We start from the raw sequence: 25,796 nt of genomic DNA, 5'->3' as shown, positions 1-25,796 counted from the left end.
GGCGGTGGGGCTGCTGGCCCTGCCCCAAAAAGCTACGGGCCGCTGCCAGAGCGGCCCGTGCTGCGCTGCTGCGCCCGGCCCCGGGGATGGGGCGGGCGGTGCCGAATATCAGGCGGGCGGTTCTTCCAGGCCCGCGTCGTTTTCGGCGACCGGAACCCGGTAGCTTTCGGTGGCCCAGGCGCCCAGGTCGATCAGCTTGCAGCGCTCGGAGCAGAAGGGGCGCCAGGGGTTGTCCGGCGACCATTCCTGCTCCTTGCCGCAGCTGGGGCAGGGAACCTTGGGACGGGCGGTGGCGGTGGTCGTGCTCATGCCCGCCATCTTACGCCAGCTTGAAGCGGGCCACCGAGGCGCGCAGGCCGTCGGCCAGGGCTTCCAGGGACTGGGCGGTCTGGGCGGTTTCCTTGACCGAGCGGTTGTTGTCCTCGGCCATCTGGGCGATGCGCTCCACATTGCCGGCCACGTCGTTGGCGGCGCTGCTCTGCTCCTTGAGAGCCGAGGAGATTTCCTGGACGTGGGCCAGCACCGCCTCGGAGCCTTCGCGGATGCGGGCGATGGCCGAGCCGGCCTCGGCGGCCAGGTCGCGGCCCTCGGTCACCTGATCCAGGCTGGCCTGCATGTTGGCCACCGCCTGGCGGGTGCCCTGCTGGATCTGGCCGATCATGTCGGCGATTTCCCGGGTCGAGGTGGCGGTGCGCTCGGCCAGCTTGCGCACCTCGTCGGCCACCACGGCGAAGCCGCGCCCGGCCTCGCCGGCTCGGGCCGCCTCGATGGCGGCGTTGAGGGCCAGCAGGTTGGTCTGCTCGGCGATTTCCTGGATGACGCCGACGATGGACGAAATCTCGCCGGAGCGGCGCTCCAGCTCGACGATGTCCTGGGCGGCGGCGGTGACTGTGTCGGCGATCTGCTGGATGCGGCCGACGGTGCGTTCGATCACCTCGCTGCCGGTCTGGGCAATGCTGCCCGACTCCTGGGCGATGGTGGCGGATTCGCCGGCGCTGCTGGCCACGTGGTTCACGCTCACGGTGAGCTGCTCCATGCCCGCGGCCATGGCCGACGAGGCCTCGCTCTGGTTTACCGAGGACTGCTCCAGCTCGCCGGCGGCGGCGTTGATCTGGTGGGCCGAGCTGGCCACCGTGGCGGCGTTGGCGGCGATGTCGGTGAGCATGGTGCGCAGCCGCTGCTGCATGTCGGCGATGGCTTGCAGCAGGGCGCCGATCTCGTCGTCGCCCTCGCGCCGTACCGCCACGGTCAGGTCGCCCCGGGCGGTGGCCTCGGCCACCTGCACGGCGCGGCGCAGCCGGTTGGCGATGCTGGTGGAAACGGTGATGGCGACGAAGGCGGCGATCAGGGCGGTGAGCAGGCCGCTGCCGACCAGGGTCCAGTTGGTCATCTTGCGCAGCTCGGCCAGCTCGCTGGTCTGGTCGGCCAGGCGGCCCCGCTCCTCGTCGGCGATTTCCTGGAGCAGGGTGCGCATCGCCTCCAGTCGCTCCCGGCCGCGGCCCGAGGCCACCAGGGTTTCCAGGTCGGTGAGCTTGCCGTAGCCGGAGCTGATGTCGTCGCGCATCTCGACCATCGGCGCCACCGCCAGGTTGGACCACTTGATCGCCGACACTTCCAGGCTGGCCAGCCGGTCCTGCTGGGCGGTGTTGCCCTCGGTGAGCTTCTTGGTTTCGTCGATCAGGGTCTTGAAGCGTTCCCGGCCGTGGTTGAGCGGGGTCAGGAACTCGGGCTGGCCGGCCAGGGCGTAACCCTGGGCGCCGGCTTCCATGCTGATCAGGGCTTCCTTGATGCCTTCCACGTTCACGATCACGTTGTAGGTGTGCTCGCTCAGTTGGTTGGCGTCCTCGAGGCGCGCCAGGTTGCGCCCGGTGATGGCGATGACGACGATGAAAATGGCGACAATGACGCCGAATCCGAGGAAAAGCTTGGTCTTGACGGCCAATTTACCCATGGGACTGTCCTCCTAAGGGGGGTGGGCGGGCAGATGCTTGGTGATTTTCGTGCGCCCGGGGTACGGGCGCCCTGCCTGCGAATGGCCGATGGTAAAAGCCTTTCCACCTTTTTTCCAGAGGTAGCGGCTAGTGGAAATCCCTGATATTCCGAAAGAATTTAACCGTATGAAGAAAAGGGATAAGCCGGTGGTGGTGGAGAAATACCCCGCAAGCGGCGCCGTCGTGCCGCTGGCCTATGCGTGCCGGATGGGGGCGCGGCACCACCGGCGGGAGGCTGACGGCAGGCGGCCCGGGGCCGTATAAACGAAAAGCCCCGCGTGGGGCGGGGCTTGGGGCGATCGGCGGGATGAGACGCTCAGAGGTTGCAGAAGGTCATCTCGAAATCCACGTCCTGATCGGTGTGGCGCGGGCGCAGGCTGCCGTCCGGGCAGGCGAAGCGGACATTGAGGGCGTACTTGTTGGCGCTGATCTCGGGGATCACCGCCATCTCGTGGGCGAGGCGCAGGCGCACCATCTGGGCCGAGCTGCCGCCGAGCATGAGCTGGAAGGCGCCGGACTTGGCGACGAAGTGGTCGGGCCGGCCCGAGGCGCGCAGCAGGCGCAGCACGATGGTGAGGGCGTCGCGCAGGGGCAGGAAGGGGCGGGTCCAGCCTTCCAGGGCGGCGCGGCGGGTTTCCGCCGGGTGGTGCAGCCAGAAGTGGTAGGAGGGCACGTCGAACTCGCATACTCCGCCGGGGATGGCGGCGCGGCTCTTGATGCCCATCAGCCATTCGTTGTCGCGCAGGTGCTGGCCGATGCGGCCGGTCATGGCGAGCAGGGCGGCGGAGGCCTGCTCGATTTCGTAGAGGGCGCCGGACAGGGCCTCTTCGGAGATTTCCGGGTTGTTGCGGAAGGCCAGCAGGGTCTGGCGTTGCCGTTCCAGTTCCTGGATCAGGTCGAGCTTGAGATCGGCCCGGGACGCGGTTTCCAGGATGTCGAACAGGGTGACTAGGGCGACGTGGTGCTCCTGGTGGCCCTGGTGGGCGATGAAGTGGCTCGTCTTCTCGAACAGGTCTTCCAGGCGCAGCAGGGTGCGGATCCGCTCGTTGAAGGGGTATTCGTAGGTGATCACGACCGGAAGGGAGCCTGGAATGAGATGGCGCTGGACTATGCCGAAGGGTTCGGAACGGAGGGCGCGGCCCGGCGGAAAATCAGCGCCGATGCGGCATCCAGGGAAAAAGTCCCTGAATTCTGGCCCAGTTGCGGGGAAATCTCAACACGTTCCATGAAGTCGGCCCCGGTTGTCGCCGGCCAGAGCCGCGGCCAGGCGGCGGTAGTCCCGGTCCAGGGCGTCGATCCGGGGTTCGAGGGCCTCCAGGGCGCCGTCGTTGACGATCACGTCGTCGGCGGCGGCCAGCCGCTCGGCCCGGCTGGCCTGGGCGGCCAGGATGGCGCGGACCTCGGCCTCGGCCAGGCCGTTGCGCGCCATGACCCGGGCGATCTGGACCGCTTCCGGGCAATCCACCACCAGGATGCGCTGGCAGCGTTCCCGGTAGGTGCCCGATTCCACCAGCAGGGGCACCACCAGCAGCACGTAGGGATGGTCCGCAGTGGTCTTGGCCTGACGGTCGCTCTCGGCCCGGATGAGGGGGTGAAGGATGGCTTCGAGGCGCTGCCGGGCGGCCGGGTCGGCGAAAGCCAGGCGGCGCATCGCCGGCCGGTCCAGGGCGCCGTCGGCGCGCACCACCCCAGAGCCGAAGGCAGCGCCGATGGCGGCCATGGCCGCGCCGCCGGGGCCGGTCAGGGCGTGGGCGATGGCGTCGGTATCCACCACCGCTGCGCCCCTGGCGGCGAAGCGCTCGGCCACGGCGCTCTTGCCGCTGCCGATGCCGCCGGTGAGGCCGACGACGAAGGGGGAGGGCGCGCTGGCCATGGCCTCAGCCGCAGCTGGCTGTCTGGGCATTGGGCAGGGCCTTGGCGGCGCTGGACTTGGCCGCCCCCACCGCATCCTGGTCGCCCCGGGCCTGGAGGGTGACGACTTCGCCCTTGCCCGAGCGCGGGCCGACCTTGGCGCTGCGCACTCCCTGGCCCTTGAGGGCGTCCAGGCGATCCCGGGCGCCGCCCTCCGAGGAGAACACCCCCAGGGAGATGGCGAAGTGGTTGGCGCCGCTTTCCTGTACGACGAAAAAGTCGGTGACGCCCATCTGCTTCAGCTCGCCGGCCTTGCGGTCCACGTCGGCCTTGGTCGGCAGGGGCGGGATGAACACCCACCATTGGCTGACCTCGGCCGGCTGGCTGCGCCGGGCGAGCTTGAGGTGCCGGTCCTTGAAGAGGGCGGTCAGCTTGTCCGCCTCGGCGCCGCTCAGGCCGGACCAGGCCAGGCAGATGTCGGGCTTGGCCGCCGCCCGGGGATCGGCTTTGGCGTCGGGCTTGGGGGCGGTCTTGGGGTCCGCTTTGGCGGGCGGATCGGCCTTGGCCGGTTTGGCCGGGGCGGGCTCCGCCGCCGCGGCCGGCGCCTTGGTGCCGTCGCCGCCATCGGCCTTGGCCTCGCCCGCCGGGGGGGCGCCCCCTTCGTCCGCCTTGTCGGCCGGAGCGTCCTTGGCCGGGGCCGCCGCCGGGGGCGGGGTATCGCCCCGGGCGACGATGCGCAGCTTGTCCGCGGCCACCGGGCGCGGGGCCTGGGTGTCGGAAGAGCCGCCGGCGAAGAAGCCCTGGGCGAAGGCCAGGAACAGCAAGTTGGCGAGGATCAGCAGGAAGACGACGATGGGCACGGTGGGCACCTTGGCAACGGGGGATCAGCCGACCTTGGGCAGGTGTTCCAGGGAGGCGCGGATGGCGTCGGCCGGGTAGGCATAGTCCTCCAGCTTGCCGCTGAAGTAGCGGTCGTAGGAGGTCATGTCGAAGTGGCCGTGGCCGGTGAGGTTGAACAGGATCACCTTTTCCTCGCCGCTGGCCTTGGCCGCCAGGGCCTCGTCGATGGCGGCGCGGATGGCGTGGCAGGATTCCGGGGCGGGGATGATGCCCTCGCTGCGGGCGAACTGCACGCCGGCGTCGAAGGTGGCCAACTGGGGCACCGCCAGGGCCTCCACCAGGCCGGCCTCGGTGAGCTGGGACACCAGGGGCGAGGCGCCGTGGTAGCGCAGGCCGCCGGCGTGGATGCCCGGGGGCATGAAGTCGTGGCCCAGGGTGTACATCTTCATCAGCGGGGTGAAGCCGGAGGCGTCGCCGAAGTCGTAGGCGTAGGCGCCCTGGGTCAGGGTCGGGCAGGAGGTGGGTTCCACCGCCACGCAGCGCAGGTTGGCCGCGCGCTTCTCGCCGGCGGCCTTGTCGGCCAGGAAGGGGAAGGCGATGCCGCCGAAGGAGGAGCCGCCGCCGCAGGGGCCGACGATCACATCCGGGTAGAGGCCGAGCTTGTCGAACTGCTTCTTGGCTTCCAGGCCGATGATGGTCTGGTGCAGCAGTACGTGGTTGAGCACCGAGCCCAGGGTGTAGTTGGTGTCGGCGCGGCCGGCGGCCTCTTCCACCGCCTCGGAGATGGCCAGGCCCAGGGAGCCCTGGTTGTCCGGGTCCTTGGCCAGCGCGTCGCGGCCGGTCTGGGTCAGCTCGGAAGGGCTGGCGAACACCTCGGCGCCCCAGGTCTGCATCATCAGGCGCCGGTAGGGCTTCTGCCCGTAGCTGACCTTGACCATGTACACCCGCACTTCCAGGCCGAACATCTGGCCGGCGAAGGCGATGGACGAGCCCCACTGGCCGGCGCCGGTCTCGGTGGTCAGGCGCTTGATGCCGGCTTGCTTGTTGTAGAAGGCCTGGGGCACGGCGGAGTTAGGCTTGTGGGAGCCGGCCGGGGAGACGCCCTCGTACTTGTAGAAGATCTTGGCCGGGGTGCCCAGGGCCGCTTCCAGGCGGTGGGCGCGCACCAGGGGGGCGGGCCGCCACAGGCGGTAGATGTCGCGGACTTCCTCGGGAATCTCGATCCAGCGCTCGGCGCTCATCTCCTGCTCGATGATGGCATCGGGGAAGATGGCCTGCATCTGCTCGGGCTTGACCACCTCGCCGTCCGGGCCCAGGGGCGGGGCCGGGGGCGTGGGCAGGTCGGCGGCGACGTTGTACCAGTGGGTCGGCATTTCCGCCGGGTCGAGGTAGATGCGGCTCGGATCGAGGCTGCTCATCGAAGGGTCTCCCTGTGTTGTTGGTGTCGTGATGCGGATGCGTTGCGGCCGATACGGTAGCGCAAGGGCTTACGCGGGTCGAGCCGGGGGGGCGGCGTGGCCGGGCGGGCTGGCGGCGGTGTGGGTGGCTTCGGCCACGTGGGCCAGGCCGTCCAGCACCAGGCCGTGGGCGAGCACCGCCGGCAGGTGGTCGAGCAGGGGCGCCAGCCGGTCGGCGTCGCCGCCGGCCAGCAGCACCGGGCTGCCCGGGGGCAGCTGGCGGGCCATGCGCTCGATGGCCCCGGCCTGGGCCGCCAGGCAGCCGGTGGCGATGGCGTCCTCGGTGAGGCGCGGCAGGGGCGTGTAGTGGCCGCCCTCGCCGGGCAGCTGGGCGGTGCCCTGGCCCAGGGCGCGGCGCATCAGGGCGTAGCCGGGCAGGATCATGCCGCCGGCGAAGACGCCTTCGCCCGGGCCGGCCTCCAGCACGTCCACCGTGGTGGCGGTGCCGGCGCAGACCACCAGGCAGGCGCGCCGCTCCCGGTGCCAGGCGCCGATCAGGGCGGCCCAGCGGTCGGCCCCCAGGCGCTCCGGCTGCTGGTAGCGGTTGCGCACGCCGTGGGCGTGGGCACTCGGCGACAGCCAGCGCAGGGGGATGTTGGCCCGGTCGAGCAGGGCCTGGATGGGGGCGATCTGAGCGTCGCCGGCTACCTTGCAGCCCAGGGCCGAGGCGATGGCCGGGTGCTTGCGCAGCACCTCGGCCAGGGCGTCGCCGGCCTCGCGCCAGGGCCAGGCGCCGTAGGCCAGCCAGTGGCCGTTTTCGCGCAGGCCCCACTTGAGGCGGCTGTTGCCGGCGTCGAGGATCAGCAGGGGGCCGTGGCGGGAAGGGGCCACCGGGCGCAGGGACAGGTCGCCCACCAGGTGGCGTTCCGGCCCGGCGCCGGTTTCCAGGGTCAGGGCGCCGCTGTCGTCAACGCCGAGGCAGAGGCCTTCCTGGCGGCTGTGGTCGCCGGTCAGGCAGACGCGCTGGCGCTGGTAGGCATGGCGCGCTTCCCAGTGCGGGCGCAGGGCGGCGAAGCCTTCCCGGGCGAAGGTGTCGAGCACGCCGGCCAGTTCGCCGAGCAGGGCGGCGAGCACGGTGTGGCGGTCGGGCGGGGGCAGGGCGGCGGCGGCACAGGCCATGGCCAGGGAGGCGGCCGGCTGGCCCGGGTCGGGCGGGGCGTCCAGGTTGAGGCCGATGCCGATGATGGCGGAGGCGCCGCCCCGTTCCAGGCTGGTTTCCACCAGGATGCCGCCGAGCTTGGCCAGGGAGCCGTCGCCGGGCAGTTCGAGCAGCAGGTCGTTGGGCCATTTCAGGCACACCCCGGGGATCGCCAGGGTTTCCACGGCCCGGGCCACCGCCAGGCCCACCGCCAGGGGCAGACCGGAGAGGCGCTCGGGGCGGCCGGCTTCGCCGGCGAAGCGCCACAGCAGGGAAAAGGTCAGGCTGGCGCCGGGGCGGGACAGCCAGGTGCGGCCGCGCCGGCCGCGGCCGGCGGTCTGGGCGTCGGCCACCACCACGGTGCCCGAGGGGGCCTGGGGGCGGCGGGCCAGCTCCAGGTTGGTGGAATCGCACTCGGCCAGGGCGTCCACGTCGAAGCGCCCGGCCATCGGGCCGAGACAGGCCTTGAGGCGGGCGAGGTCGATGAGGGGCGTTGGGCGGGCCGGAGTGTCCAGGGGGGGCGGCGTCGGCGCGGTAACCGACGGGTCGGGCTGAACGGGCGGGAGGTGCTGGCTCACGGAGGCGGGGACCGGCGGGCGGCGAAAACGGTTAATCCATAATTATCACCGATTTGCCCCCCGCCATCCCGCGCCCGTGGCGCGGCGGGTCATTCGTTTGCGCCGACGCTTTCCCGGGGGGCGTCCAGACCCAGCTCCTGGATCTTGCGGGTGATGGTGTTGCGGCCGATGCCCAGGGCGGTGGCCGCCTCGATGCGCCGTCCGGCGGTGTGGGCCAGGGCCCGGTTGATCAGGATGCGCTCGAAGATGCGGGTGAGGCGGTCGTGCACCTCGCCGCTGTGGCGGGTCAGCTCCCGGTCCACTTCGGCGGCCAGGGCCGTTTCCCAGTCGCTGTAGGTGCTGCCGCCGCCGTTGCTGGCCTGGGCCTCGCGGATTTCCGGGGGTAGATCGGTGACTTCCACGGTCTGGCCCGGGGCCATCACCGTCAGCCAGTGGCAGAGGTTTTCCAGCTGGCGCACGTTGCCCGGGAAGTCCAGGCCCATCAGGTGCTTGAGGGCGCCGTCGGACAGGCGCTTGGCCTCCACCCCCAGATCCTGGGCGCTCTTGGCCAGGAAGTGGCGGGCCAGCAGGGGAATGTCCTCGCGCCGCTCGCGCAGGGCCGGCAGGCGGACGCGGATGACGTTGAGGCGGTGGAACAGGTCTTCCCGGAACAAGCCTTCCTTGACCCGGGTTTCCAGGTTCTGGTGGGTGGCGGCGATGACCCGCACGTTGGCCTTGAGCGGCTGGTGGCCACCGACCCGGTAGTAGTGGCCGTCGGACAGCACCCGCAGCAGGCGGGTTTGCAGCTCCGGGGGCATGTCGCCGATTTCGTCGAGGAACAGGGTGCCGCCGGCGGCTTCCTCGAAGCGGCCGCGGCGCTGGGCGGTGGCCCCGGTGAAGGCGCCGCGTTCGTGGCCGAACAGCTCGGATTCGAGCAGGTCCTTGGGGATGGCCGCGGTGTTGAGGGCGATGAACGGCTTGTCGGCCCGGGGGCTGTGGCGGTGCAGGGCGCGGGCCACCAGTTCCTTGCCGGCGCCGGACTCGCCGGTGATCAGCACCGTGGCGTGGGAATGGGACAGGCGGCCGATGGCGCGGAAGACTTCCTGCATCGATGGGGCGGTGCCGAGAATCTCCGGCGTGAGGCTGGGTTCCTCGGCCGCACCATTCTGGTGCATCGACTCGTCCACGGCCCGGCGGATCAGCTCGATGGCCTGATCCACGTCGAAGGGCTTGGGCAGGTATTCGAAGGCGCCGCCCTGGAAGGCCGCCACCGCCGACTCCAGGTCCGAGTAGGCGGTCATGATGATCACCGGCAGGCCGGGCCAGGCCGACTTGATGCGGGTGAGCAGGTCCAGGCCCGAGGCGCCGGGCATGCGGATGTCGGAGAGCAGCACCTGGGGCGGCTCGCAGCCCCGGTCCAGCTCGGCCAGCACCTCGTTGGCCGAGGCGAAGCTGCGGAAGGCGATGGATTCCCGGGCCAGGGCCTTTTCCAGCACCCAGCGGATGGAGCGGTCGTCATCGACGATCCAGACAGGTTTCATGAAGTCTTCCCTGAGTTGTGTTGGCGTTGCCCAACGATGATGCAAGGAGCTTGCCAGGCCCCGGGCCGGCTTCGGTCAGGCCTCTTCCACCGGCAGGCACAGGGTGAAGCAGGTCCGCCCCGGCCGGCTGTCGCACTCGATGGTGCCCTGATGTTGCTGGATGAAACTCTGGGCCAGGGTCAGCCCCAGCCCCGATCCGCCCTCCCGGCCCGAGACCAGGGGGTAGAACATCTTTTCGCGGATGGCGTCCGGGATGCCCGGGCCGTTGTCCTCGATCTGCACCTCGATGGCCAGACGGTAGCGCTTCTTGGCCAGGGTCACCTGGCGCACCGCCCTGGTGCGCAGCACGATCTCGCCCTGGCCGTCCATGGCCTGGGCGGCGTTGCGGGCGATGTTGAGGTGGGCCTGGATAAGCTGTTCCCGGTCGGCCACCAGCTCGGGCAGGCTGGTGTCGTAGTCGCGCCGCACGGTGAGCCCCCCCGGGTATTCGGCCAGCAGCAGGCTGCGCACCCTTTCCAGGATTTCGTGGATGTTGGTGGGGCCGGGCTGCATCGGCCGGTGGGGCGAGAGCAGGCGCTGCATCAGGTCCTGGAGGCGGTCCGCCTCCTTGATGATGACCTGGGTGTATTCCTTGAGGGCCGGAGCGTTGGGGAGGTCCACCAGCTCCCGTTCGAGCAACTGGGCGGCACCGCGGATGCCGCCCAGGGGGTTCTTGATCTCGTGGGCCAGGTTGCGGATCAGCTCCCGGTTGGCGAGCTGCTGCTCGATCAGGCGCTCTTCGCGGTGGGCCTTGAGTTGCTGGTCGATGGGGCGCAGTTCCAGCAGCAGGCGGGCGGCGGGCAGGTTGGGCGGGGGCTCCACCGGCGTGACGGTGCAGTCCACGTGGAGGATTTCGCGGCCGTCGCGCCGCAGCTCGATGTTCTGGCCGGTGTAGCCCCAGTTGTTGGCGATGGCGTTGCCCAGGGCCGCTTGCAGGCCGACGCCGAATTGTACGGTGGCGTTGAGGGGCCGCCCGAACAGGGAGCGCAGGGAGCAGGCCAGCAGGTTTTCCGCCGCCGGGTTGACGTAGCAGACCCGACAGTCCGCGTCGAGGACGAGGACCGCGGCGGAGAGCATGTCCAGGCCGGGGAAGGAGGGCAAGGTCGTGGGCTGGGCGGCGGGGCCGGAGGCGTTGGCGGCGTTGGAAGGCGGCGTGGCGTTCATGGCTCGGAACGGAGCAAGGAGCGGGCCACGTCGGAGAATCGGAAACTCAGCGCAGGTTAGCCAGCTCCTTGCGGATGGCCTCGATGTTGCGCTCGTGCAACTGGGCCTTGTCCTTGTAGGGCTGGAGGCGGTCGAGCACCTTCTGGTAGTTGCGCTCGTCGCCGTTGCGCACCGCTTCCTGGTCGGCCAGTTCCTTGCGCGCCTCTTCCAGGCTCTTCTGCTCGCTGGCCAGTTCCTGTTCGAGGATGCGGCGGCGGTCGCCGTCGCGGGCCTTCTGGGTGGCGTCGTCCACCCGGGGGAAGCCGGACGGGCTGGGGGCCCGGGGCGCCGGGGCGGCCTTAGGCGGGGGCATGGACGATACCGGGTCGGTGGCGACCTTCTTGCAGTTCTTGCCCTGCTGCACGTTGGAGATGACGGTGTTCCCCTCGGTATCGGTGCAGCGGAAGATCTGGGCCTGGGCACCGCCGGCTGCCAGCAGCAGGGCGGCAGAAACGAGCAGGGACGCGGTTTTCATGGGGGCCTCGTTGCGCATGGGGCAAGTGTAGGGGCGTTGCCGGATGCGGGCAACCGTGAGCATGGGGCTGTCGATGGTAGGCCATGCAAATCGGGCCGTCATCGGGCGGGAATGACCAAAGAAAAAAGGGACGGGTTGCCCCGTCCCTTTCGCTACTGCGGTCGCGCGACCTCTTAGATGGAGTAGTACAGCTCGAACTCCAGGGGGTGCACAGCCATGCGCAGCTTGGTCACTTCTTCCATCTTCAGGGCGATGTAGGCATCGATCCAGTCGTTGGAGAACACGCCGCCGCGGGTCAGGAACTCGCGGTCCTGGTCCAGGGCTTCCAGAGCCTGGTCCAGGCTGTGGCAGACGGTCGGGATCTTGGCGTCTTCTTCCGGCGGCAGATCGTACAGGTTCTTGTCCGCGGGCTCGCCCGGGTGGATCTTGTTCTGGATGCCGTCCAGGCCGGCCATCAGCAGCGCGGCGAAGCACAGGTAGGGGTTGGCGCCCGGGTCCGGGAAGCGGGTTTCGATGCGGCGGGCCTTGGTGGAAGCCACGTGGGGCACGCGGATCGAGGCGGAGCGGTTCTTGGCGGAGTAGGCCAGCTTCACCGGGGCTTCGAAGTGGGGCACCAGGCGCTTGTAGGAGTTGATCAGCGGGTTGGTGATCGCGTTCAGGGCGCGGGCGTGCTTGATGATGCCGCCGATGTAGTACAGGGCCATTTCGGACAGGCCGGCGTAGCCGTTGCCGGCGAACAGGTTCTGGCCGTCCTTCCAGATGGACTGGTGCACGTGCATGCCGGAACCGTTGTCGCCAACGATGGGCTTGGGCATGAAGGTGGCGGTCTTGCCGTACTGGTAGGCCACGTTGTGGATCACGTACTTCTGGATCTGGGTCCAGTCGGCGCGCTTGACCAGGGTGGAGAACTTGGTGCCGATCTCGCACTGGCCGGCGGTGGCCACTTCGTGGTGGTGCACTTCCACGGGCACGCCCAGGGATTCCAGGGCCAGGCACATGGCGGCGCGGATGTCGTTGAGACGGTCGACCGGGGGAACCGGGAAGTAGCCGCCCTTCACCGCGGGACGGTGGCCGGCGTTGCCGCCTTCGGACTTGTCGTCGGAGGACCAGGGGGCCTCTTCGGAGGAAATCTTGCTGTAGGTGCCGGACATGTCGGTCTTCCACTCGATCGAGTCGAAGATGAAGAATTCGGGTTCCGGACCGAAGAAGGCGGTGTCGCCGATGCCGGAGGACTTCAGGTAGGCCTCGGCGCGCTTGGCGATGGAGCGGGGGTCGCGGTCGTAGCCCTTGCCGTCGGCGGGTTCCACCACGTCACAGGTCAGGACCAGGGTGGGCTCGTCGAAGAAGGGGTCGATGTAGGCGGTGTCGGCGTCCGGCATCAGCAGCATGTCGGAGGCCTGGATGCCCTTCCAACCGGCGATGGAGGAGCCGTCGAAGGCGTGGCCTTCCTCGAACTTGCTCTCATCGAAGTGGCTGATGGGCACGCCGACGTGCTGTTCCTTGCCACGGGTATCGGTAAAGCGGAAATCGACGAACTTGACGTCGTTTTCCTTGACCATCTTGATCACGTCCTGGGGGGTCGTCATGTGCAACATCTCCTAAGCAAGGTGCCGGTGCCCGGCAGAATTCAGGATTGCGGTAATTCGTTTGCGGACCGGATTGAGCAGGTTCCATGCCAGTCCGGCCGATAAACCCACGCCATTGTGCCATAACGGAATCCTGCTGCCGGGAGTAGCTGACCGTGCACAAAATCGGTGCGCCATTCGTCGTTTATGCACCAAATTGGTGCGCAAACGGCAAGGGGCCGGATTCTGCCGTAAATTTGCACCAAATCGTATCGCGGAGGCCCGGCCCTCAGGCATCCTCCAATCTCGTCTACGCGCCTTCGCTTCACCTTCGCCTGGCCGCGCCACCCCGTTCCTCCATCCCGGCGACGCCGGGGGCGGGCGCCTGATTTATACTTGCAACCCCTTGTCCGGCCGCACCGCTTCCCCATCTGATCGGGACCCGCGCACCGCCGCGCAGGCGGCTCGACAATCCATCCACATCCACTGAGCACCGCGAGGTTTGCCATGGGGCGTTTGAACGAATTGCTGGCGTTGGCCAAGGCCCGCGCCGAGGACCAGAACCTGCCCTACGCCGGGGCCCTGACCCCGGCGGAAGCCTACGAGGTGTGGAAGCTCGCTCCCGGCGCCGTGCTCGTGGACGTGCGCACCAAGGCCGAGTGGGACTGGGTCGGGCGCGTGCCCGGCGCGGTGGAGATCGAGTGGAACCTGTACCCGGACGGGGGGCGCAACCCCCACTTCCTGGAGCGCCTCAAGCGCGAGGTGGACCGGGAGGCCCTGGTGCTGTTTCTGTGCCGCAGCGGCGGGCGTTCCAACGCCGCGGCCACGGCGGCGGCCCAGGCCGGCTACACCAGCGCCTGCAACATCCTGGAAGGGTTCGAGGGCGACAAGAGCGCCGACGGCCGGCGCAACACCGTAGGCGGCTGGCGCTTCGCCGGCCTGCCCTGGGTCCAGAGCTGATTCACGACTGCAAGAAGTGACCGATTCGATGCAAACCATTGCCTTCAACCCCTCCTTCGACCGTTACAACACCCTGTCCGACGCCGAGTGCGAAGAGCGCATCCGCGCCGCCCGGGCCACGCTGGGCAAGAAGGCGGTGCTGCTCTGCCACCACTACCAGCGGGCCGACGTGTACCAGCACGCCGACCTGACCGGTGATTCCCTCAAGCTGTCGCGCCTGGCCGCCCAGGCCGAGAGCGACTACATCGTCTTCTGCGGCGTGCACTTCATGGCCGAGGTGGCGGACATCATGTCCAAGCCCAACCAGATCGCCATCCTGCCCGACCTGGCCGCCGGCTGTTCCATGGCCGACATGGCCAACCTGGCCAAGGTCACCCGGGCTTGGCGCGAGCTGGGCGAAGTGCTCGGCGAGGACCCGGCCAACCAGGTCACCCCGGTCACCTACATCAATTCGGCGGCCGACCTGAAAGCCTTCTGCGGCGAGCGCGGCGGTATCGTGTGCACCTCGTCGAACGCCCGTACCATCGCCGAATGGGCCTTCGCCCGCCGGCCCAAGGTGCTGTTCTTCCCTGATCAGCACCTGGGCCGCTGGACCGGTCACCAGCTGGGCATGCCGCTCACCGACATGGTGGTGTGGGACCCGGACCTGGAATACGGCGGCCTCACCCCGGAGCAGATCAAGAACGCCAAGATCCTGCTGTGGAAGGGCCACTGCTCGGTGCACCAGATGTTCCAGAAGAGCCACATCGACGCCTTCCGCGCCAAGCACCCGGACGGCATCGTCATCGCCCACCCGGAGTGCAACTTCGAGGTGTGCGCCGCCTCCGACCACGTCGGCTCCACCGAGCACATCGTCAAGACCATCAAGGAAGCGCCCAAGGGCACCCGCTGGCTGGTGGGCACCGAGCTCAACCTGGTGGAGCGCCTGGCCCGGGAAGTGGCGCCGGACGACAAGATCGTCCAGTTCATGGCCACCACCATCTGCATGTGCTCGACCATGCAGCGCATCGACCCCCAGCACCTGGCCTGGACCCTGGAAAACCTGGTGGCAGGCAAGGTGGTTAACCGCATTTCGGTGCCGGCCCACGAGGCTGAACTGGCCCGCCTGGCCCTGGACCGCATGCTGGCGGTGTCCTGAGCCGCCGGCCCGCAGCGCTGCGATGAACGCCCACCGGCCGAATCCCTATGTTGCCGCGCCGGCCGCCGGCCGGGCCGCCCGCGCGCCCCTGCCGCCGATCTCGATCGCCACCTACAACATCCACAAGGGCTTCTCCCAGTTCAACCGGCGCCTGATGGTCCATGAACTGCGCCAGGAGCTGCGCGGCCTGGCGCCGGACATCCTGTTCCTGCAAGAAGTGCAGGGCCAGCACCGCCACCACGAGGAGCGCCACGATGGCTGGCCCGAGGCGCCCCAGCACGAGTTCCTGGCCGAGGACGTGTGGCAGGAGTCGGCCTACGGGCGCAACGTGGTGTACGACCACGGCCACCACGGCAACGCCGTGCTGTCCCGCTTCCCCATCGTGCACGCCCACAACCAGGACGTGACCCACCACCGCTTCGAGCGCCGTGGCCTGCTTCACTGCGAGATCGCCGTGCCCACCTGGGACGGGCGTTCGCTGCACTGCGTGTGCGTGCATCTGTCCCTGCTCGGCCACTCGCGGCGCCACCAGCTCGACCTGCTGGCCGGGCGCATCGAGGAGCTGGTGCCCCGGGACGCCCCCCTGATCATCGCCGGCGACTTCAACGACTGGCGCAACCGGGCCGACGGCCTGCTGGCCCAGCGCCTCGGCCTGCGCGAGGCCTTCTCCCGCGCCCAGGGCAAGCCTTCGCGCAGCTTCCCGGCGGCCCTGCCCCTGTTCCGCCTCGACCGCATCTACGTGCGCGGCTTCGCCGTTGCCGACGCCCAGGTCCATTCCGGCCGTCCCTGGTCGCGTATTTCCGACCACGCCTTGCTGGCGGCGCGTCTCCTGCCCCACGGGTAGCCCCGGTGCCGACCGAGTTTCAACCCGACAACCGGCTGAAGCTCCTCAAATGCGGGGTGGAATACTTCCCCGCGCTGATTGCCGCCATCGACGCGGCGCAGCACGAAATCTTCCTCGAAACCTACATCTTCGCCGACGACGACGTTGGCCTGGCCGTGGCCGCCGCCCTGTCCCGGGCGGCGCGGCGCGGGGTGGCGGTGCAGGTGCTGGTGGACGGCTTCGGCGGCGGCGAATTCCCCCGCACCCTGGCTCCGGGCATGGTCGCCGACGGCGTCCACGTCCTCGTCTACCGACCCGAGATCGCCAGCCTGCGCGGCCGCTTCCGCCTCAAGCGCCACCGCCTGCGCCGCCTGCACCGCAAGCTGGCCGTGATCGATGGCACCACCGCCTTCGTCGGCGGCATCAACCTCGAGAGCGATTTCAACGTGCCCGGCCATACGGCGCCGCGCTACGACTTCGCGGTGGCGGTGGACGGCCCCCTGGTGGAGGCGGTGCGCCATACCATGGTCCGGGTGTGGGAGATCGTCGTCTGGGCCAATTTCCGCCACCGCTACCGGGTCGGCCGGCTGTGCGCCGACCCGCCCTGCGGCGGCGACGATCCGCCCGCGGGGCGGCAGCGCGCCGCCCTGTTGATCCGGGACAACCTGCGCCACCGCCGCGACATCCCCGAGGCCTACCTGGAGGCCATCGCCGCGGCGCGCAGCGAGGTGGTCATCGCCAACGCCTACTTCCTGCCCGGCCGGCGCCTGCGCCACGCCCTGGTGGAGGCGGCGCAGCGCGGGGTGAGCGTGATCGTGCTGCTCCAGGGGCGGGTCGAATACCGCCTCCAGCACTACGCCACCCAGGCCCTCTACGGCGCCCTGCTCGACGCCGGGGTGCGCATCTTCGAATACCGGGCGAGCTTCCTCCACGCCAAAGTGGGGGTGGTGGACAGCCAGTGGGCCACGGTGGGCTCGGCCAACATGGACCCCTTCAGCCTGCTGCTGGCCCGGGAGGCCAACGTGGCGGTGCTGGACCGGGGCTTTGCCCGGGAGCTGCGCGGCCACCTGGCCCAGGCCCTGGACGGGGATTCCCGGGAGGTGCGGGCCGGCGACTGGCGCCGCCTCGGCTGGGTCGGGCGCAGCCTGCGCTGGACCGCCTACTACCTGGTGCGGGTGGGGCTGTCCCTGGTCGGCCTGGGCGACCGCTACTGAGGCGTCGGTGCTTGCGTTCTCCCGCGGCCGTGGGCCGGGGATGCAGCGCCAAGCTTAAGCATCGGCCCGGTTTCACCCGGCTCTGTTGTGCCTTCGCCTGCTCTTGGTTGCTGGGCGCACTGCCTTGCCGGCACCGGGAAGGCTGGCTTATCCCCTATTTGAAACCCCGCGTCCCTATTGGCTTTCCGGGCAGTACCCCTGGAGATCGGCCAGGGGCGCGGACTTTCGCCGAGGGCTCAATCGTCGGCCAGCACGATGCTGCGCCGGGCCGGCACCCGGGCCAGGGACCAGTGTTCGTGGGCCCAGGCCCACAGCGCGTCCAGGGGGGCGGCGGCCAGTTCCGCCGGCGGCTGTTGGCCGAGAAAGGCCAGGGCCCGGGCCAACTCCTGGGCTAGTTCGCGTGACTGCGGCAGGGCCGGGGCCAGGGTCTGCTTGGAGAGCTTTTCCCCGGCGGCGTTGGCCGCCACCGGCAGGTGCAGGTAGGACGGCGTGGGCAGGCGCAGGGCCCGTTGCAGGGCCACCTGGCGCGGGGTCGAGTCGATCAGGTCGGCGCCGCGCACCACGTGGGTGACGCCCTGGTCGGCATCGTCCACCACCACCGCCAGCTGGTAGGTGTAGACCCCGTCGGCGCGCTTGAGCACGAAGTCGCCCACATCCTCGGCCAGGTGCTGGGCGATGGCGCCTTGCAGGCGGTCGGCCACCGAGATGGCATCGTCCGGGCTGCCCGCCGCGGGCAGGCGCAGCCGCCAGGCGAAGGGGCCGGGCCCCGCCGGCGGATGGTCGCGGCAGGTACCCGGATAGACCGGGGCGCCATCCACCGAGGCGTGGGGGGATGCGGCGGCGATGGCGCGGCGCGTGCAGGCGCAGGGGTAGGCCAGGCCGGCGGCGGTCAGCCGGTCCAGGGCGGCCTGGTAGGCGGAACGCCGCTCCGGATCGCTCTGGTTGCGCACCAGGCCGTCCCAGGCGAAACCGAAGGATTCCAGGGTGCGCAGGATGCCGTCCCTGGCGCCGGGCACCACCCGGGGCGTATCCACGTCCTCGATGCGCAGCAGCCATTGCCCGCCGTGGGCGCGGGCGTCCAGGTAGCTGCCCACGGCTGCCACCAGAGAGCCAAAGTGCAGCGGCCCGGTGGGGGAGGGGGCGAAGCGGCCGACGTAGTGAGCGGCGGAGCTGGGCGAGGTGGGGGGCATCGAGACGGGCATGGGGCGGATTTTACCGTGGGCCTTTACTGGCGCCCTGCTTGCCAGGCGGCGCCGGGGGCGGCAGTCTGGCACTTCCGCCCGTTATCTGAGATCGCCCGCGATGCGCCTTCCCCATTTTCGGCCGGCTTCTGCCGCCGCCATTGCCGCCATCCTGACCCTGGCGGGCTGCGCCGCCGAGCCCGGCGACGAGGATATCCGCCAGGCCTACGAAAAGAGCGTGCAGAGCAGCACGGGACGTTTCATCGGCGGCGACCTGGCCCAGACCGTCAAGGTGCTGTCCGCCAAGAAAGTGGCCTGCCAGAAGAGTCCCGAGGCGCCGGGCTACGTGTGCGACTTCAGCTATCGCACCGAGCTGCCGGTGGTGGGGGTGCAGGAGGGTCTGGGCAAGGGCCGCTTCGTCAAGGGCGACCAGGGCTGGGTGCTGGCCGAGTAGCGGGCATGAAAAAGCCGCCTGGCGGACCAGGCGGCTTCGGGATGGTAGGCCGTGCAGGGCTCGAACCTGCGACCAAGGGATTATGAGTTGTGCGGACAGCGATTTTACCATGCTTTACCCGCTTTTATGTACGCCTGCATTCCTATATAAATCAAGGACTTGGCGTTTTATTTAGTACCATGCGCTATTGCGTGCTTCTACCTGCGTCGCGTACATTGTGCGTACATGGCTCTTCCGAGAGCTTGTAACGAGTGCGCCCGGCGAGTGCTGCGAACACTCCCGGGCGCGTGACCGACGTTCCACTAGCAGGAGCACGCCGATATGAGCATTCTACAAACCAGATTCAAATTTACGAACCTCAAAGTGAAGGCGCTACCAGCGCCCACCGACAAGGATCAAGCCTTCTATTGGGATACCGAGACTCAAGGGCTGGGGCTGCGCATCACTGCCGCAGGTGCCAAGAGCTACATCGTTCGCGGGCGCGTGAATGGGTCAGGAAAGGACAGGCGCTTCACCCTCGGTTCCGCTGAGCTGCTGAGCTGTGACGAGGCGCGTAAGCGTGCCCAAGTGAAGCGGCTGGAAATGCTGGACGGGCTTGACCCGCAGGTTGAGAAAAAGAAGGTCGCCGCGCAGTCCGAAACGCTCCGCGAAGTGATGGAGGACTACATCGAGCACAAGCGCACGAAAAACGGCCCGCTACGACCCAGCAGCAAGGCCGACATTCGGCGCTGTGTGGAAGGCACCTTCTCCGACTGGGCAGATGAACCCGTGGCAAGTATCAGCCGAGATGCTTGCATCAAGCGCTTCCGCGAACTGTCCAAGACCGCACCCGTGCAGACCAATCAGGCATTCCGCAACCTTCGCGCCCTGCTCAATTGGGCACGCGAGAAGAACGCCACCGCTGACGGCTCTTATCCGATCCTGCCGATCAACCCTGTGTCGCAGATGTTCAAGCAAGGGGGCATGGCGCAGTGGAACAAGGAGAAGCCCCGCGCCACCCGCGTTCCGCGAGACAAGATAGGCGCGGTGTGGGTGCTGCTGGAGCAGCACAGCGACCCCGAGCGGAATATCACCACAACCTGTGTCAGCGCTGACCTTATCGCGTTCATGTTGCTGACCGGCACCCGTGTATCGGAAGCGCGCGAACTGACATGGGACAGGGTGAAGCTAGATGGCAAGGTGCCCACATTTCACCTCGCGGTGACCAAGAACCACAACCCTGTGACCCTGCCGCTCAGCGACGCACTGCACACGCTGCTGACCCGTCGCTATGAGAATCGCCTCAAGGGTAACAACTTCGTCTTCCCTGCCATGCGAGGCAAGAAGGGGTACATCTTCGACCCGCGAGCGATGTTTGAGACAGTGTCAGAGACGGCGGGAACGCACCTGCACCCGCACGCTATGCGTCGCACGTTCGAGGACATTGCGCAGATCGTCGGCGTTGATAGTGACCAGCGGCGGCAGTTGCTCAACCACCTTGCTAGCGACGTGCATGGCACCTCCTACGCGAACAACCCCGACCCCGCCGTGCTGCTGCCCGCTATGCAGAAGATCAGCGCGTGGATAGTGCAGCAGGGGCAGATAGCCAAGGACGCTGCCAAGGGTGAAAATGTGATCCCAATGCGGGCCTGAAAATCGGGCTAGCCCGATAAAAAAGTGTTTGCTATCAAGCACTAAGCGCCATAGCATATAAAAAAGCCTAGGGGGTGCAACGCCCCCTGGCTAGGCACTTCAGAAGCGCCTAGCACGCCCGAATTTCGTCAGTGGGCAGCGCGAACCAGACGACAAGCCATGCCTTGCCGTTGCGCCAACTAACTCCCCGCATGCGGTAAGGCAAGTCGATGAGGACTTGTCATGACTACTGCTACCTCCACAGCGATCAAGCTGCTCAACACCGCGCAGGCTGCCGAACTGCTCGGCGTGAAGAAGAACACCCTAGAGATTTGGCGCTACGAGAAGAAGGGGCCGAAGTTCCGCAAGGTGGGCGCACTGGTGCGCTATGCCGAGTCGGACTTGCTTGCCTACTTGGACGAGCGCACCCGCACTGGCACCAGCCACCAAGGCTTGCAATCGTACTGAACATGCAACGCCAGCAACCATGTTCAGCAGCGAATTTTTAGAAGCGTGCCAACCCTTTAGCGCCAGTCCCGGCGCGTCGAGTAACTGCACAGTACGCCACCAAAGAAAAAGCGGCAGGGTCTGCACACCGCTGCCGCTCAGGAGGTACTGCATATGAATCAACACGAAAAAAGCGTAGGGCAGCCGTCATGCGAAATGCAAGATGGAATGCAGCCCGCGCAAAACGGCGTACAGGCCGCACCGCCAGCGTGCCAGTACCCTAGCGGCGACCAGCATGCAAACGTGGCCCCAGCCGCCCCGCAGCCCGAGCGCTGGGGACACATACCGGCGGCGCTACGCGACCGCCCGCAATGGGTGCTGGCTGGTACTGACAAGCGCCCGCTGACCGCTGACGGTCGCGCCGCGAGCAGCACCGACCCCAGCACATGGACGGACTTTGACACGGCATGCCGAGCAGCCGCCGCCAAGGGTCTGTATGTCGGATACATGCTGCATGAGTCCGACCCGTTCGCTTGCATTGACCTTGACGTGAAGGACGGCACCGCGCCGCAGGTCGTCGAGGGATACCACAACGGCATCCGCGTCTTCGACAGCTACACCGAGCGCTCGCAGTCGGGCAGGGGCTTCCATATCTGGATCGAAGGGAACATAGGCAAGGGCAGGCGCAAAGACGGCGTAGAGGTTTATTCGCAGGAGCGTTTCATCATCTGTACCGGCGATGTCGTGCTTGACCGTCCCATTGCAGCCCGCCCGCAGCAGCTCGCCGCGCTCCTGGACTCCATCGGGCACGAGCAGCCCGCAGTGTCGGGAATGGTAGAGCTACCGGAAGACGCCGACGACTGGCATGTCTTGCTCCGCGCGGTCAGCGCCAGCAACGCGGAGAAGTTCTGCAAGCTGTGGCAGGGGCAGTGGCAAGAGGACTACACATCGCAGAGCGAAGCCGATTTGGCGCTGTTGAGCATCATTGCCTTCTACAGCGAGAGCAATGAGCAGGTGAGGCGGTGCTTCCGGGACTCAGCGCTGGGCAAGCGCGAAAAGGCAGTCAAGGATGATCGTTACATCAACCGCACGTTGAGCGTGATACGCGGAAGGCAGGCCATTGAGCAGCAGCGGGCCGACGCTATCAAGGCGCAGATGCCAGCGCTCAACGCTGCCATTGACGCGGCACTTGCGGAGAGCAGAGAGAAGCAGCGTTTTCGCTTCAAGCAGATTGGCGAAGGCGAAATTGACCTGAGCGCCACGCGCGCGCCGTCAATGAAGCTGGACATGATGCTTCAGTCGCTGGTGTTCGTGGCTGCGGAGAAGCCCCTTGTCACCTTCCGCGACATGCCCGCCATACGAGTGCCGCCGAATGTCATGGGCACCCTGCTAGCGCACAACAGGACGGAGATTGAGGACAAGAAGACGGGCGAAATGAAGTGGGTGCCGACGTTCAATATCTGGCAGCAGGATGAACGGCGCATCGTTGTCTATACGCTGACGTTCGACCCTCGCGCGGGTGAGTTTTGCGCCAGCCCTGACGGTCGGCCAGCCATGAACCTGTGGAAGCCGAAACCCCACAACCCGCCCGCCGACTGGCAGGCACGGGTGCAGCCGTTTGTCGATCATGTCCGCTATCTGGTGCCCGACGAGGCGGAGCGCGAGCGCTTCCTTGATTGGCTTGCACACATTGAGCAGAAGCCGGGCGAACTGCCGCACGCGCACTATCTGATGATCGCCACGTCGCAGGGCGTGGGCCGCAACTGGCTCGCGTCGCTGATGGCGTGCGTCTGGTCTGGGCATGTGGCGCTGGACTACGACCTGAAAGGCACTTTCCAGAACGGCTTCAACGGTCAGCTATCGCGCAAGCTGCTGGCGGTCGTCGATGAGATTAACGAGGGCGGCACGGGCGAGCGGTGGCAGCACTCCGAAAAGCTCAAGTCGATGGTGACGACCTCGGAGCGCTTCATCAATGCCAAGTACGGCATCCAGCATAGCGAAGTGAATTGCTGCCGCTGGCTGCTGTTCTCCAACTACGAGTCAGCGCTACCGCTGCACGCGGACGACCGCCGCTGGAACGTAATCCGCAACCCGAGCGAACCACGGGGAGCGGACTATTACTCGAAGCTCTACCGCGCGCTGGGAGATTCGGCGTTTGTCGCGTCGGTGCGCGAGCTTCTGCTGAGGCGTGACATATCGGCGTTCAACCCCGGCGAGCGCGCCGTGATGAACGAGGCCAAGCAATCGGTCGTCGCTACCAGCATGACGCACGAGGATGAGCGAGCCGCTGAACTGGTTGCGTCCTGCACCCGCGATCTTGTTCTGGCGGATCACTTATTCCAGTTCATCTACGGCGAGCCGCCTAGCTTGTCGCCCGAAGCTAGCAGGCGGTGGAAGCTGCTGGCACCTATTGCAGCGAAGGCGGGTATTGAGCGAATCGCTAAGCCGCTGACGCTGGGCGGTAGGCCAAAGCAGAAGGTCTGGGTACTGCGGAACCCACAGCGGTGGAAGCAGGCCAGCACGCTTGAGATTGAGCGCGAACTGTGCCGCACATGAACCGACGCGCTGCCCCCTTCGCACCCTTTAGCCCCCTCGCTATTTCTTATGCGAAAGCTAGTCCAGTAAGTGTATGTGGCCGTTTTGGGCAAGGGGTACGAAGGGGAGCAAGGGGGCAGCGCTGCCGCCACTTCGCTCGTGCTGACATGCCGACCCAATTACATGGAAGACCTTGTTCTCTGTTTTTTAATGAACTGTAAGACGTTGTTTTTGCGCTGCTTTTGCTTGCGGACCTGCGGCAGAGAGTCCTAGCGTGTATGCAATGCGTACCAGTTACGCGCCTTTTATCAAGGAGTTTGCACCATGACAGACAACGTGGATCACCGAATTTCGCCCTCGCTTCACCCCGAGAACGTGAAGAGCATTGACGGCTTTGACGAGCAGACCGCGCCGTATCTCGCGCCGACCATGACCGCGTTCAGCACCGCCTATGAAGGCGTGCGTGCTGTTTTGGCGGCGAAGGAGGCGGCTGCCGCGAATCCCACCTGGAACGAAGCGCAGCAGATCATCCACACGGATGACTTTGCACAGAAGCACCTCGCCCGCATCACCAAGAGCTTTGACGTGACCCGCTCGAACTTGGACAAGGCAATCGTGGCGCTGGAGCAGCAGCTCACTACGCCCATTGAATCGAAAGCAGCGGCCAGCATCGCCGGTGAGATTCGCGCCTTCGTGCGGGACATGCCGACCGAGAAGCGCCACGCTTTTATCCAGCAGGCGCTGGATGCTGCCGATCATGTCACGCTTGGCGCAGTGCTGGGGTCTCCGCCTTACCTGTCCGGCCTCGATGCGAATTTCCAAGCGGTCTATGTTCGTCACTACCACGAACGCAACTCGCCTGAACTGGCGCAGCGCCTCAAGGCTATGAAGGGCGCGAAGCAAATGATCGAAGAACGCGCGGGTCTGGTGTTTGAGTCAATGGCTCGTGCAGTTGGCGCGCCCCCGCACAAGGCCAAGGCTCTTCGTGAAGCGAAGACGGCAGCCGAGCAAGCCTTCGTCCTCAAGGACATTGGCCAGTGACCTTGTTGGCTCCTGCTATCAACAACATCAAGCGGAGGTAATCAAGGTGTCCGAAACCCAATCGCCTGAATGGCTCAAGACGTGGCAGGACTCCCCTGCTGCGCAGGAGCCGCCGCGCCGTGGCGGGTTCAAGCCCGGGGTGAGCGGCAACCCGGCTGGCCGTCCAAAAGGCGCGCGGAACAAAACCAACTTCGTGGCCCGCGCCTTCGATGAGAACAAGGCCGAGCTGCTGCAAGTCCTCGTTGATGCAGCGAAGGCGGGCGACATGACCGCGATGAACCTGTTGCTGCAACGCGCCCAGCCCCCATTGCGCTCGCGTGCGCCTACGGTGGAGTTTGAATTGTCGCAAGATCGTCCGCTATCGGAGCAGGCTGGGCAGATTCTGAAGGGTGTCAGCGAGGGTGCGATAGACCCTGACACGGGGAAACTCCTGATCGACTGCATCCAGTCGGTTGCGGGCATCCGTGCCGTTGATGAATTGGAAGCGCGCCTTATCGCGCTGGAGGAAAAGAACCAATGAGCATTTTCGACACCGACAGCATTCCGCAGCACGGTTGGCGAACGGTGCCCATGTGGGATACGCCCCAGCAGCGCAAAGCCAGCCTCAAGCTGATTGTGCAGACCTGCCTTGAGGTGATCCGCGACTGCCCTGACCCTGCGGTGCGCGTGGAAGCTGCCCAACTGCTCTCACTGGTAAGCGCGCGGGCATGCCGTAAGGGGGCGCTGCAATGAAGAACCTGCACACCGACCCGCGCGAGAACACGCCCGTGAAGCACACGGTAACGCCCAGCGACCTGCAACAGATTCAACAGCGCCGCATCGAGGCGCACGCAGACCGGCAAACCATGTCCGACTTGAACCTGCTCCGCGCTTTCAAGCTGGGCGAGGCGCTGCGCGAGTCGTGGGAGTAATCACGTGAGTATCAGCAGCGCCAAGGGCATGCTTGTCCGACTCAAGAAGCTGGAGCGCTCGCAAGGTGCCAGCGACGAGATGCGCGGCTGGGTCAGCGACACGCTCGGCGCTGCCATTGCGGACGGCCGCATGTGCCCGGTTGATGGCCCTGTGGTGTTGCACTGCCTGATGAACTGGATCGACGACGGCACCGCACGCGCCGGGACTGCTGGCTGGGGCTTGTTGCGCTGACCGAAAATCAACAGTCCGGCGCACCGGGCGCGGCTTGCTTACCCTCGCACACGGCAATGATTCGGTTCGCCAGTTCCTCGGCGGTCAGGCACCGATATGGAGTGTAGCGGTCAGCGCTACCTTCCGCCTTGCTGGGACGAATGACCCATTTCCCGGATATGTCCTTGCCCACCTCGGGCAGCAGCGCCATCGGTATGAACCATGTGGCTACAAAGTGAGTCAGCTCCTCGTTAAACAGAGCGGCGACAAGGTAGGCGCGCCGTGCCTCGTTGAACGTGGCTTGCCGGACTTGGAAATGGACGACGTTGCCGCGCTCCTCGGAGTTGCGCTTGCGGATGGACACGGTGCGGCACTTCAACTGGATGGCGACCGAGTTGCCCGTCACCTTGTCGAAGAAAAGCACGTCCAGCCCGTCATCGTCGGCAAGGGGTTGGAACGGCGACAAGCGCCCGTCGCTGGCCTTCATCACTGCATTGACCAGCAGGTTTTCGCCTATTGCTCCGATCTGGGTTGAGGACATCGGCATTTATCAGACTCGTTGTAGGGATGCCCGCCATTTTCGCGCGGAGCGCTGGCGCTGCCAATAACTGCG

General features: G+C 67.2%; 26 protein-coding genes. 13 read left to right on the top strand and 13 right to left on the bottom strand.

The features are described 5' to 3' along the window. Window positions 1-108 precede the first annotated feature (108 nt). The 11 genes from LWW89_RS10485 to glnA form a co-directional block, all read right to left on the bottom strand. Window positions 109-309: a DNA gyrase inhibitor YacG gene (locus LWW89_RS10485; RefSeq protein ID WP_293263934.1), complete on the bottom strand. Its 201-nt coding sequence runs from the start codon at window positions 307-309 to the stop codon at window positions 109-111. A 10-nt stretch (window positions 310-319) separates the two neighbouring features. Further along, window positions 320-1,951 (bottom strand): methyl-accepting chemotaxis protein, encoded by a 1,632-nt coding sequence (locus tag LWW89_RS10480; RefSeq protein ID WP_293263933.1) that lies wholly within the window; start codon window positions 1,949-1,951, stop codon window positions 320-322. A gap of 356 nt (window positions 1,952-2,307) precedes the next feature. Next, entirely contained in the window at window positions 2,308-3,063 is a 756-nt protein-coding gene (gene zapD, locus LWW89_RS10475) for a cell division protein ZapD (protein ID WP_293263932.1), read from the bottom strand. 141 nt (window positions 3,064-3,204) lie between these two features. Further along, window positions 3,205-3,864, bottom strand: coding sequence for a dephospho-CoA kinase (gene coaE, locus LWW89_RS10470; protein WP_293263931.1), 660 nt, complete (start codon window positions 3,862-3,864; stop codon window positions 3,205-3,207). Window positions 3,865-3,868: 4 nt separating this feature from the next. Beyond that, window positions 3,869-4,702 (bottom strand): SPOR domain-containing protein, encoded by an 834-nt coding sequence (locus tag LWW89_RS10465; protein ID WP_293263930.1) that lies wholly within the window; start codon window positions 4,700-4,702, stop codon window positions 3,869-3,871. A gap of 24 nt (window positions 4,703-4,726) precedes the next feature. Next, on the bottom strand, window positions 4,727-6,100 hold the full coding sequence (locus tag LWW89_RS10460; RefSeq protein WP_293263929.1) for a TrpB-like pyridoxal phosphate-dependent enzyme: 1,374 nt from the start codon (window positions 6,098-6,100) through the stop codon (window positions 4,727-4,729). 69 nt (window positions 6,101-6,169) lie between these two features. After that, window positions 6,170-7,855: a biotin--[acetyl-CoA-carboxylase] ligase gene (locus LWW89_RS10455; RefSeq protein WP_293263928.1), complete on the bottom strand. Its 1,686-nt coding sequence runs from the start codon at window positions 7,853-7,855 to the stop codon at window positions 6,170-6,172. Window positions 7,856-7,944: 89 nt separating this feature from the next. Continuing rightward, window positions 7,945-9,375, bottom strand: a complete 1,431-nt coding sequence (ntrC, locus tag LWW89_RS10450; RefSeq protein ID WP_293263927.1) for a nitrogen regulation protein NR(I) — start codon at window positions 9,373-9,375, stop codon at window positions 7,945-7,947. 75 nt (window positions 9,376-9,450) lie between these two features. Then, window positions 9,451-10,491 (bottom strand): nitrogen regulation protein NR(II), encoded by a 1,041-nt coding sequence (gene glnL, locus LWW89_RS10445; RefSeq protein WP_293264149.1) that lies wholly within the window; start codon window positions 10,489-10,491, stop codon window positions 9,451-9,453. A 133-nt stretch (window positions 10,492-10,624) separates the two neighbouring features. Beyond that, window positions 10,625-11,092 (bottom strand): DUF4124 domain-containing protein, encoded by a 468-nt coding sequence (locus LWW89_RS10440; RefSeq protein ID WP_293263926.1) that lies wholly within the window; start codon window positions 11,090-11,092, stop codon window positions 10,625-10,627. A 173-nt stretch (window positions 11,093-11,265) separates the two neighbouring features. Beyond that, window positions 11,266-12,678 carry a type I glutamate--ammonia ligase gene (gene glnA, locus LWW89_RS10435; protein ID WP_293263925.1) on the bottom strand — a complete coding sequence of 471 codons (1,413 nt, stop codon included), beginning with the start codon at window positions 12,676-12,678 and terminating at the stop codon, window positions 11,266-11,268. A gap of 486 nt (window positions 12,679-13,164) precedes the next feature. Here glnA and LWW89_RS10430 point away from each other — a divergent pair, with 486 nt between their 5' ends. Genes LWW89_RS10430 through clsB form a run of 4 tightly spaced genes read left to right on the top strand, consistent with a single transcriptional unit; the run spans window position 13,165 to window position 16,792 of the window. Then, window positions 13,165-13,617 (top strand): rhodanese-like domain-containing protein, encoded by a 453-nt coding sequence (locus tag LWW89_RS10430; RefSeq protein ID WP_293263924.1) that lies wholly within the window; start codon window positions 13,165-13,167, stop codon window positions 13,615-13,617. 28 nt (window positions 13,618-13,645) lie between these two features. After that, window positions 13,646-14,755 carry a quinolinate synthase NadA gene (nadA, locus tag LWW89_RS10425; RefSeq protein WP_293263923.1) on the top strand — a complete coding sequence of 370 codons (1,110 nt, stop codon included), beginning with the start codon at window positions 13,646-13,648 and terminating at the stop codon, window positions 14,753-14,755. A gap of 22 nt (window positions 14,756-14,777) precedes the next feature. Then, the gene (locus LWW89_RS10420) at window positions 14,778-15,599 is read left to right on the top strand and encodes an endonuclease/exonuclease/phosphatase family protein (protein WP_293263922.1); all 822 of its coding nucleotides are present in this window, start codon (window positions 14,778-14,780) and stop codon (window positions 15,597-15,599) included. 5 nt (window positions 15,600-15,604) lie between these two features. After that, the gene (gene clsB, locus LWW89_RS10415; RefSeq protein WP_293263921.1) at window positions 15,605-16,792 is read left to right on the top strand and encodes a cardiolipin synthase ClsB; all 1,188 of its coding nucleotides are present in this window, start codon (window positions 15,605-15,607) and stop codon (window positions 16,790-16,792) included. Between the two features lie 236 nt (window positions 16,793-17,028). Here clsB and gluQRS read toward each other — a convergent pair whose 3' ends face one another. Continuing rightward, entirely contained in the window at window positions 17,029-17,994 is a 966-nt protein-coding gene (gluQRS, locus tag LWW89_RS10410) for a tRNA glutamyl-Q(34) synthetase GluQRS (RefSeq protein ID WP_293263920.1), read from the bottom strand. A 100-nt stretch (window positions 17,995-18,094) separates the two neighbouring features. Between gluQRS and LWW89_RS10405 the strand changes: the two genes are divergently transcribed. The 9 genes from LWW89_RS10405 to LWW89_RS10365 all read left to right on the top strand — a co-directional run bounded on the left by LWW89_RS10405 (window position 18,095) and on the right by LWW89_RS10365 (window position 25,204). Further along, window positions 18,095-18,427, top strand: coding sequence for a hypothetical protein (locus LWW89_RS10405; protein ID WP_293263919.1), 333 nt, complete (start codon window positions 18,095-18,097; stop codon window positions 18,425-18,427). A 321-nt stretch (window positions 18,428-18,748) separates the two neighbouring features. Next, window positions 18,749-20,059, top strand: coding sequence for a tyrosine-type recombinase/integrase (locus tag LWW89_RS10400; RefSeq protein ID WP_293263918.1), 1,311 nt, complete (start codon window positions 18,749-18,751; stop codon window positions 20,057-20,059). Between the two features lie 222 nt (window positions 20,060-20,281). Further along, entirely contained in the window at window positions 20,282-20,506 is a 225-nt protein-coding gene (locus LWW89_RS10395; protein ID WP_168989641.1) for a helix-turn-helix domain-containing protein, read from the top strand. 153 nt (window positions 20,507-20,659) lie between these two features. Next, window positions 20,660-23,041, top strand: a complete 2,382-nt coding sequence (locus LWW89_RS10390; RefSeq protein ID WP_293263917.1) for a DUF5906 domain-containing protein — start codon at window positions 20,660-20,662, stop codon at window positions 23,039-23,041. A 303-nt stretch (window positions 23,042-23,344) separates the two neighbouring features. After that, a complete protein-coding gene (locus LWW89_RS10385) occupies window positions 23,345-24,061 on the top strand; it encodes a hypothetical protein (protein WP_293263916.1) in 717 nt (238 codons plus the stop codon). Between the two features lie 46 nt (window positions 24,062-24,107). After that, window positions 24,108-24,581 carry a DUF5681 domain-containing protein gene (locus LWW89_RS10380; RefSeq protein WP_293263915.1) on the top strand — a complete coding sequence of 158 codons (474 nt, stop codon included), beginning with the start codon at window positions 24,108-24,110 and terminating at the stop codon, window positions 24,579-24,581. After that, complete coding sequence (locus LWW89_RS10375) at window positions 24,578-24,793, top strand: hypothetical protein (protein ID WP_293263914.1); 216 nt, start codon at window positions 24,578-24,580, stop codon at window positions 24,791-24,793. The genes LWW89_RS10380 and LWW89_RS10375 overlap by 4 nt, the downstream gene beginning before the upstream one ends. After that, window positions 24,790-24,972: a hypothetical protein gene (locus tag LWW89_RS10370; RefSeq protein WP_293263913.1), complete on the top strand. Its 183-nt coding sequence runs from the start codon at window positions 24,790-24,792 to the stop codon at window positions 24,970-24,972. The genes LWW89_RS10375 and LWW89_RS10370 overlap by 4 nt, the downstream gene beginning before the upstream one ends. A gap of 4 nt (window positions 24,973-24,976) precedes the next feature. Then, the gene (locus tag LWW89_RS10365) at window positions 24,977-25,204 is read left to right on the top strand and encodes a hypothetical protein (RefSeq protein WP_293263912.1); all 228 of its coding nucleotides are present in this window, start codon (window positions 24,977-24,979) and stop codon (window positions 25,202-25,204) included. A 7-nt stretch (window positions 25,205-25,211) separates the two neighbouring features. Here the strand turns inward: LWW89_RS10365 and LWW89_RS10360 are convergent, their stop codons facing one another. Next, window positions 25,212-25,730, bottom strand: a complete 519-nt coding sequence (locus LWW89_RS10360; protein ID WP_293263911.1) for a hypothetical protein — start codon at window positions 25,728-25,730, stop codon at window positions 25,212-25,214. Between the last annotated feature and the right edge of the window lie 66 nt (window positions 25,731-25,796).

The sequence above is a fragment of the Oryzomicrobium sp. genome, from assembly GCF_021287045.1.
Taxonomy (GTDB): domain Bacteria; phylum Pseudomonadota; class Gammaproteobacteria; order Burkholderiales; family Rhodocyclaceae; genus Oryzomicrobium.
This window is presented reverse-complemented; position numbering and strand designations above follow the sequence as displayed.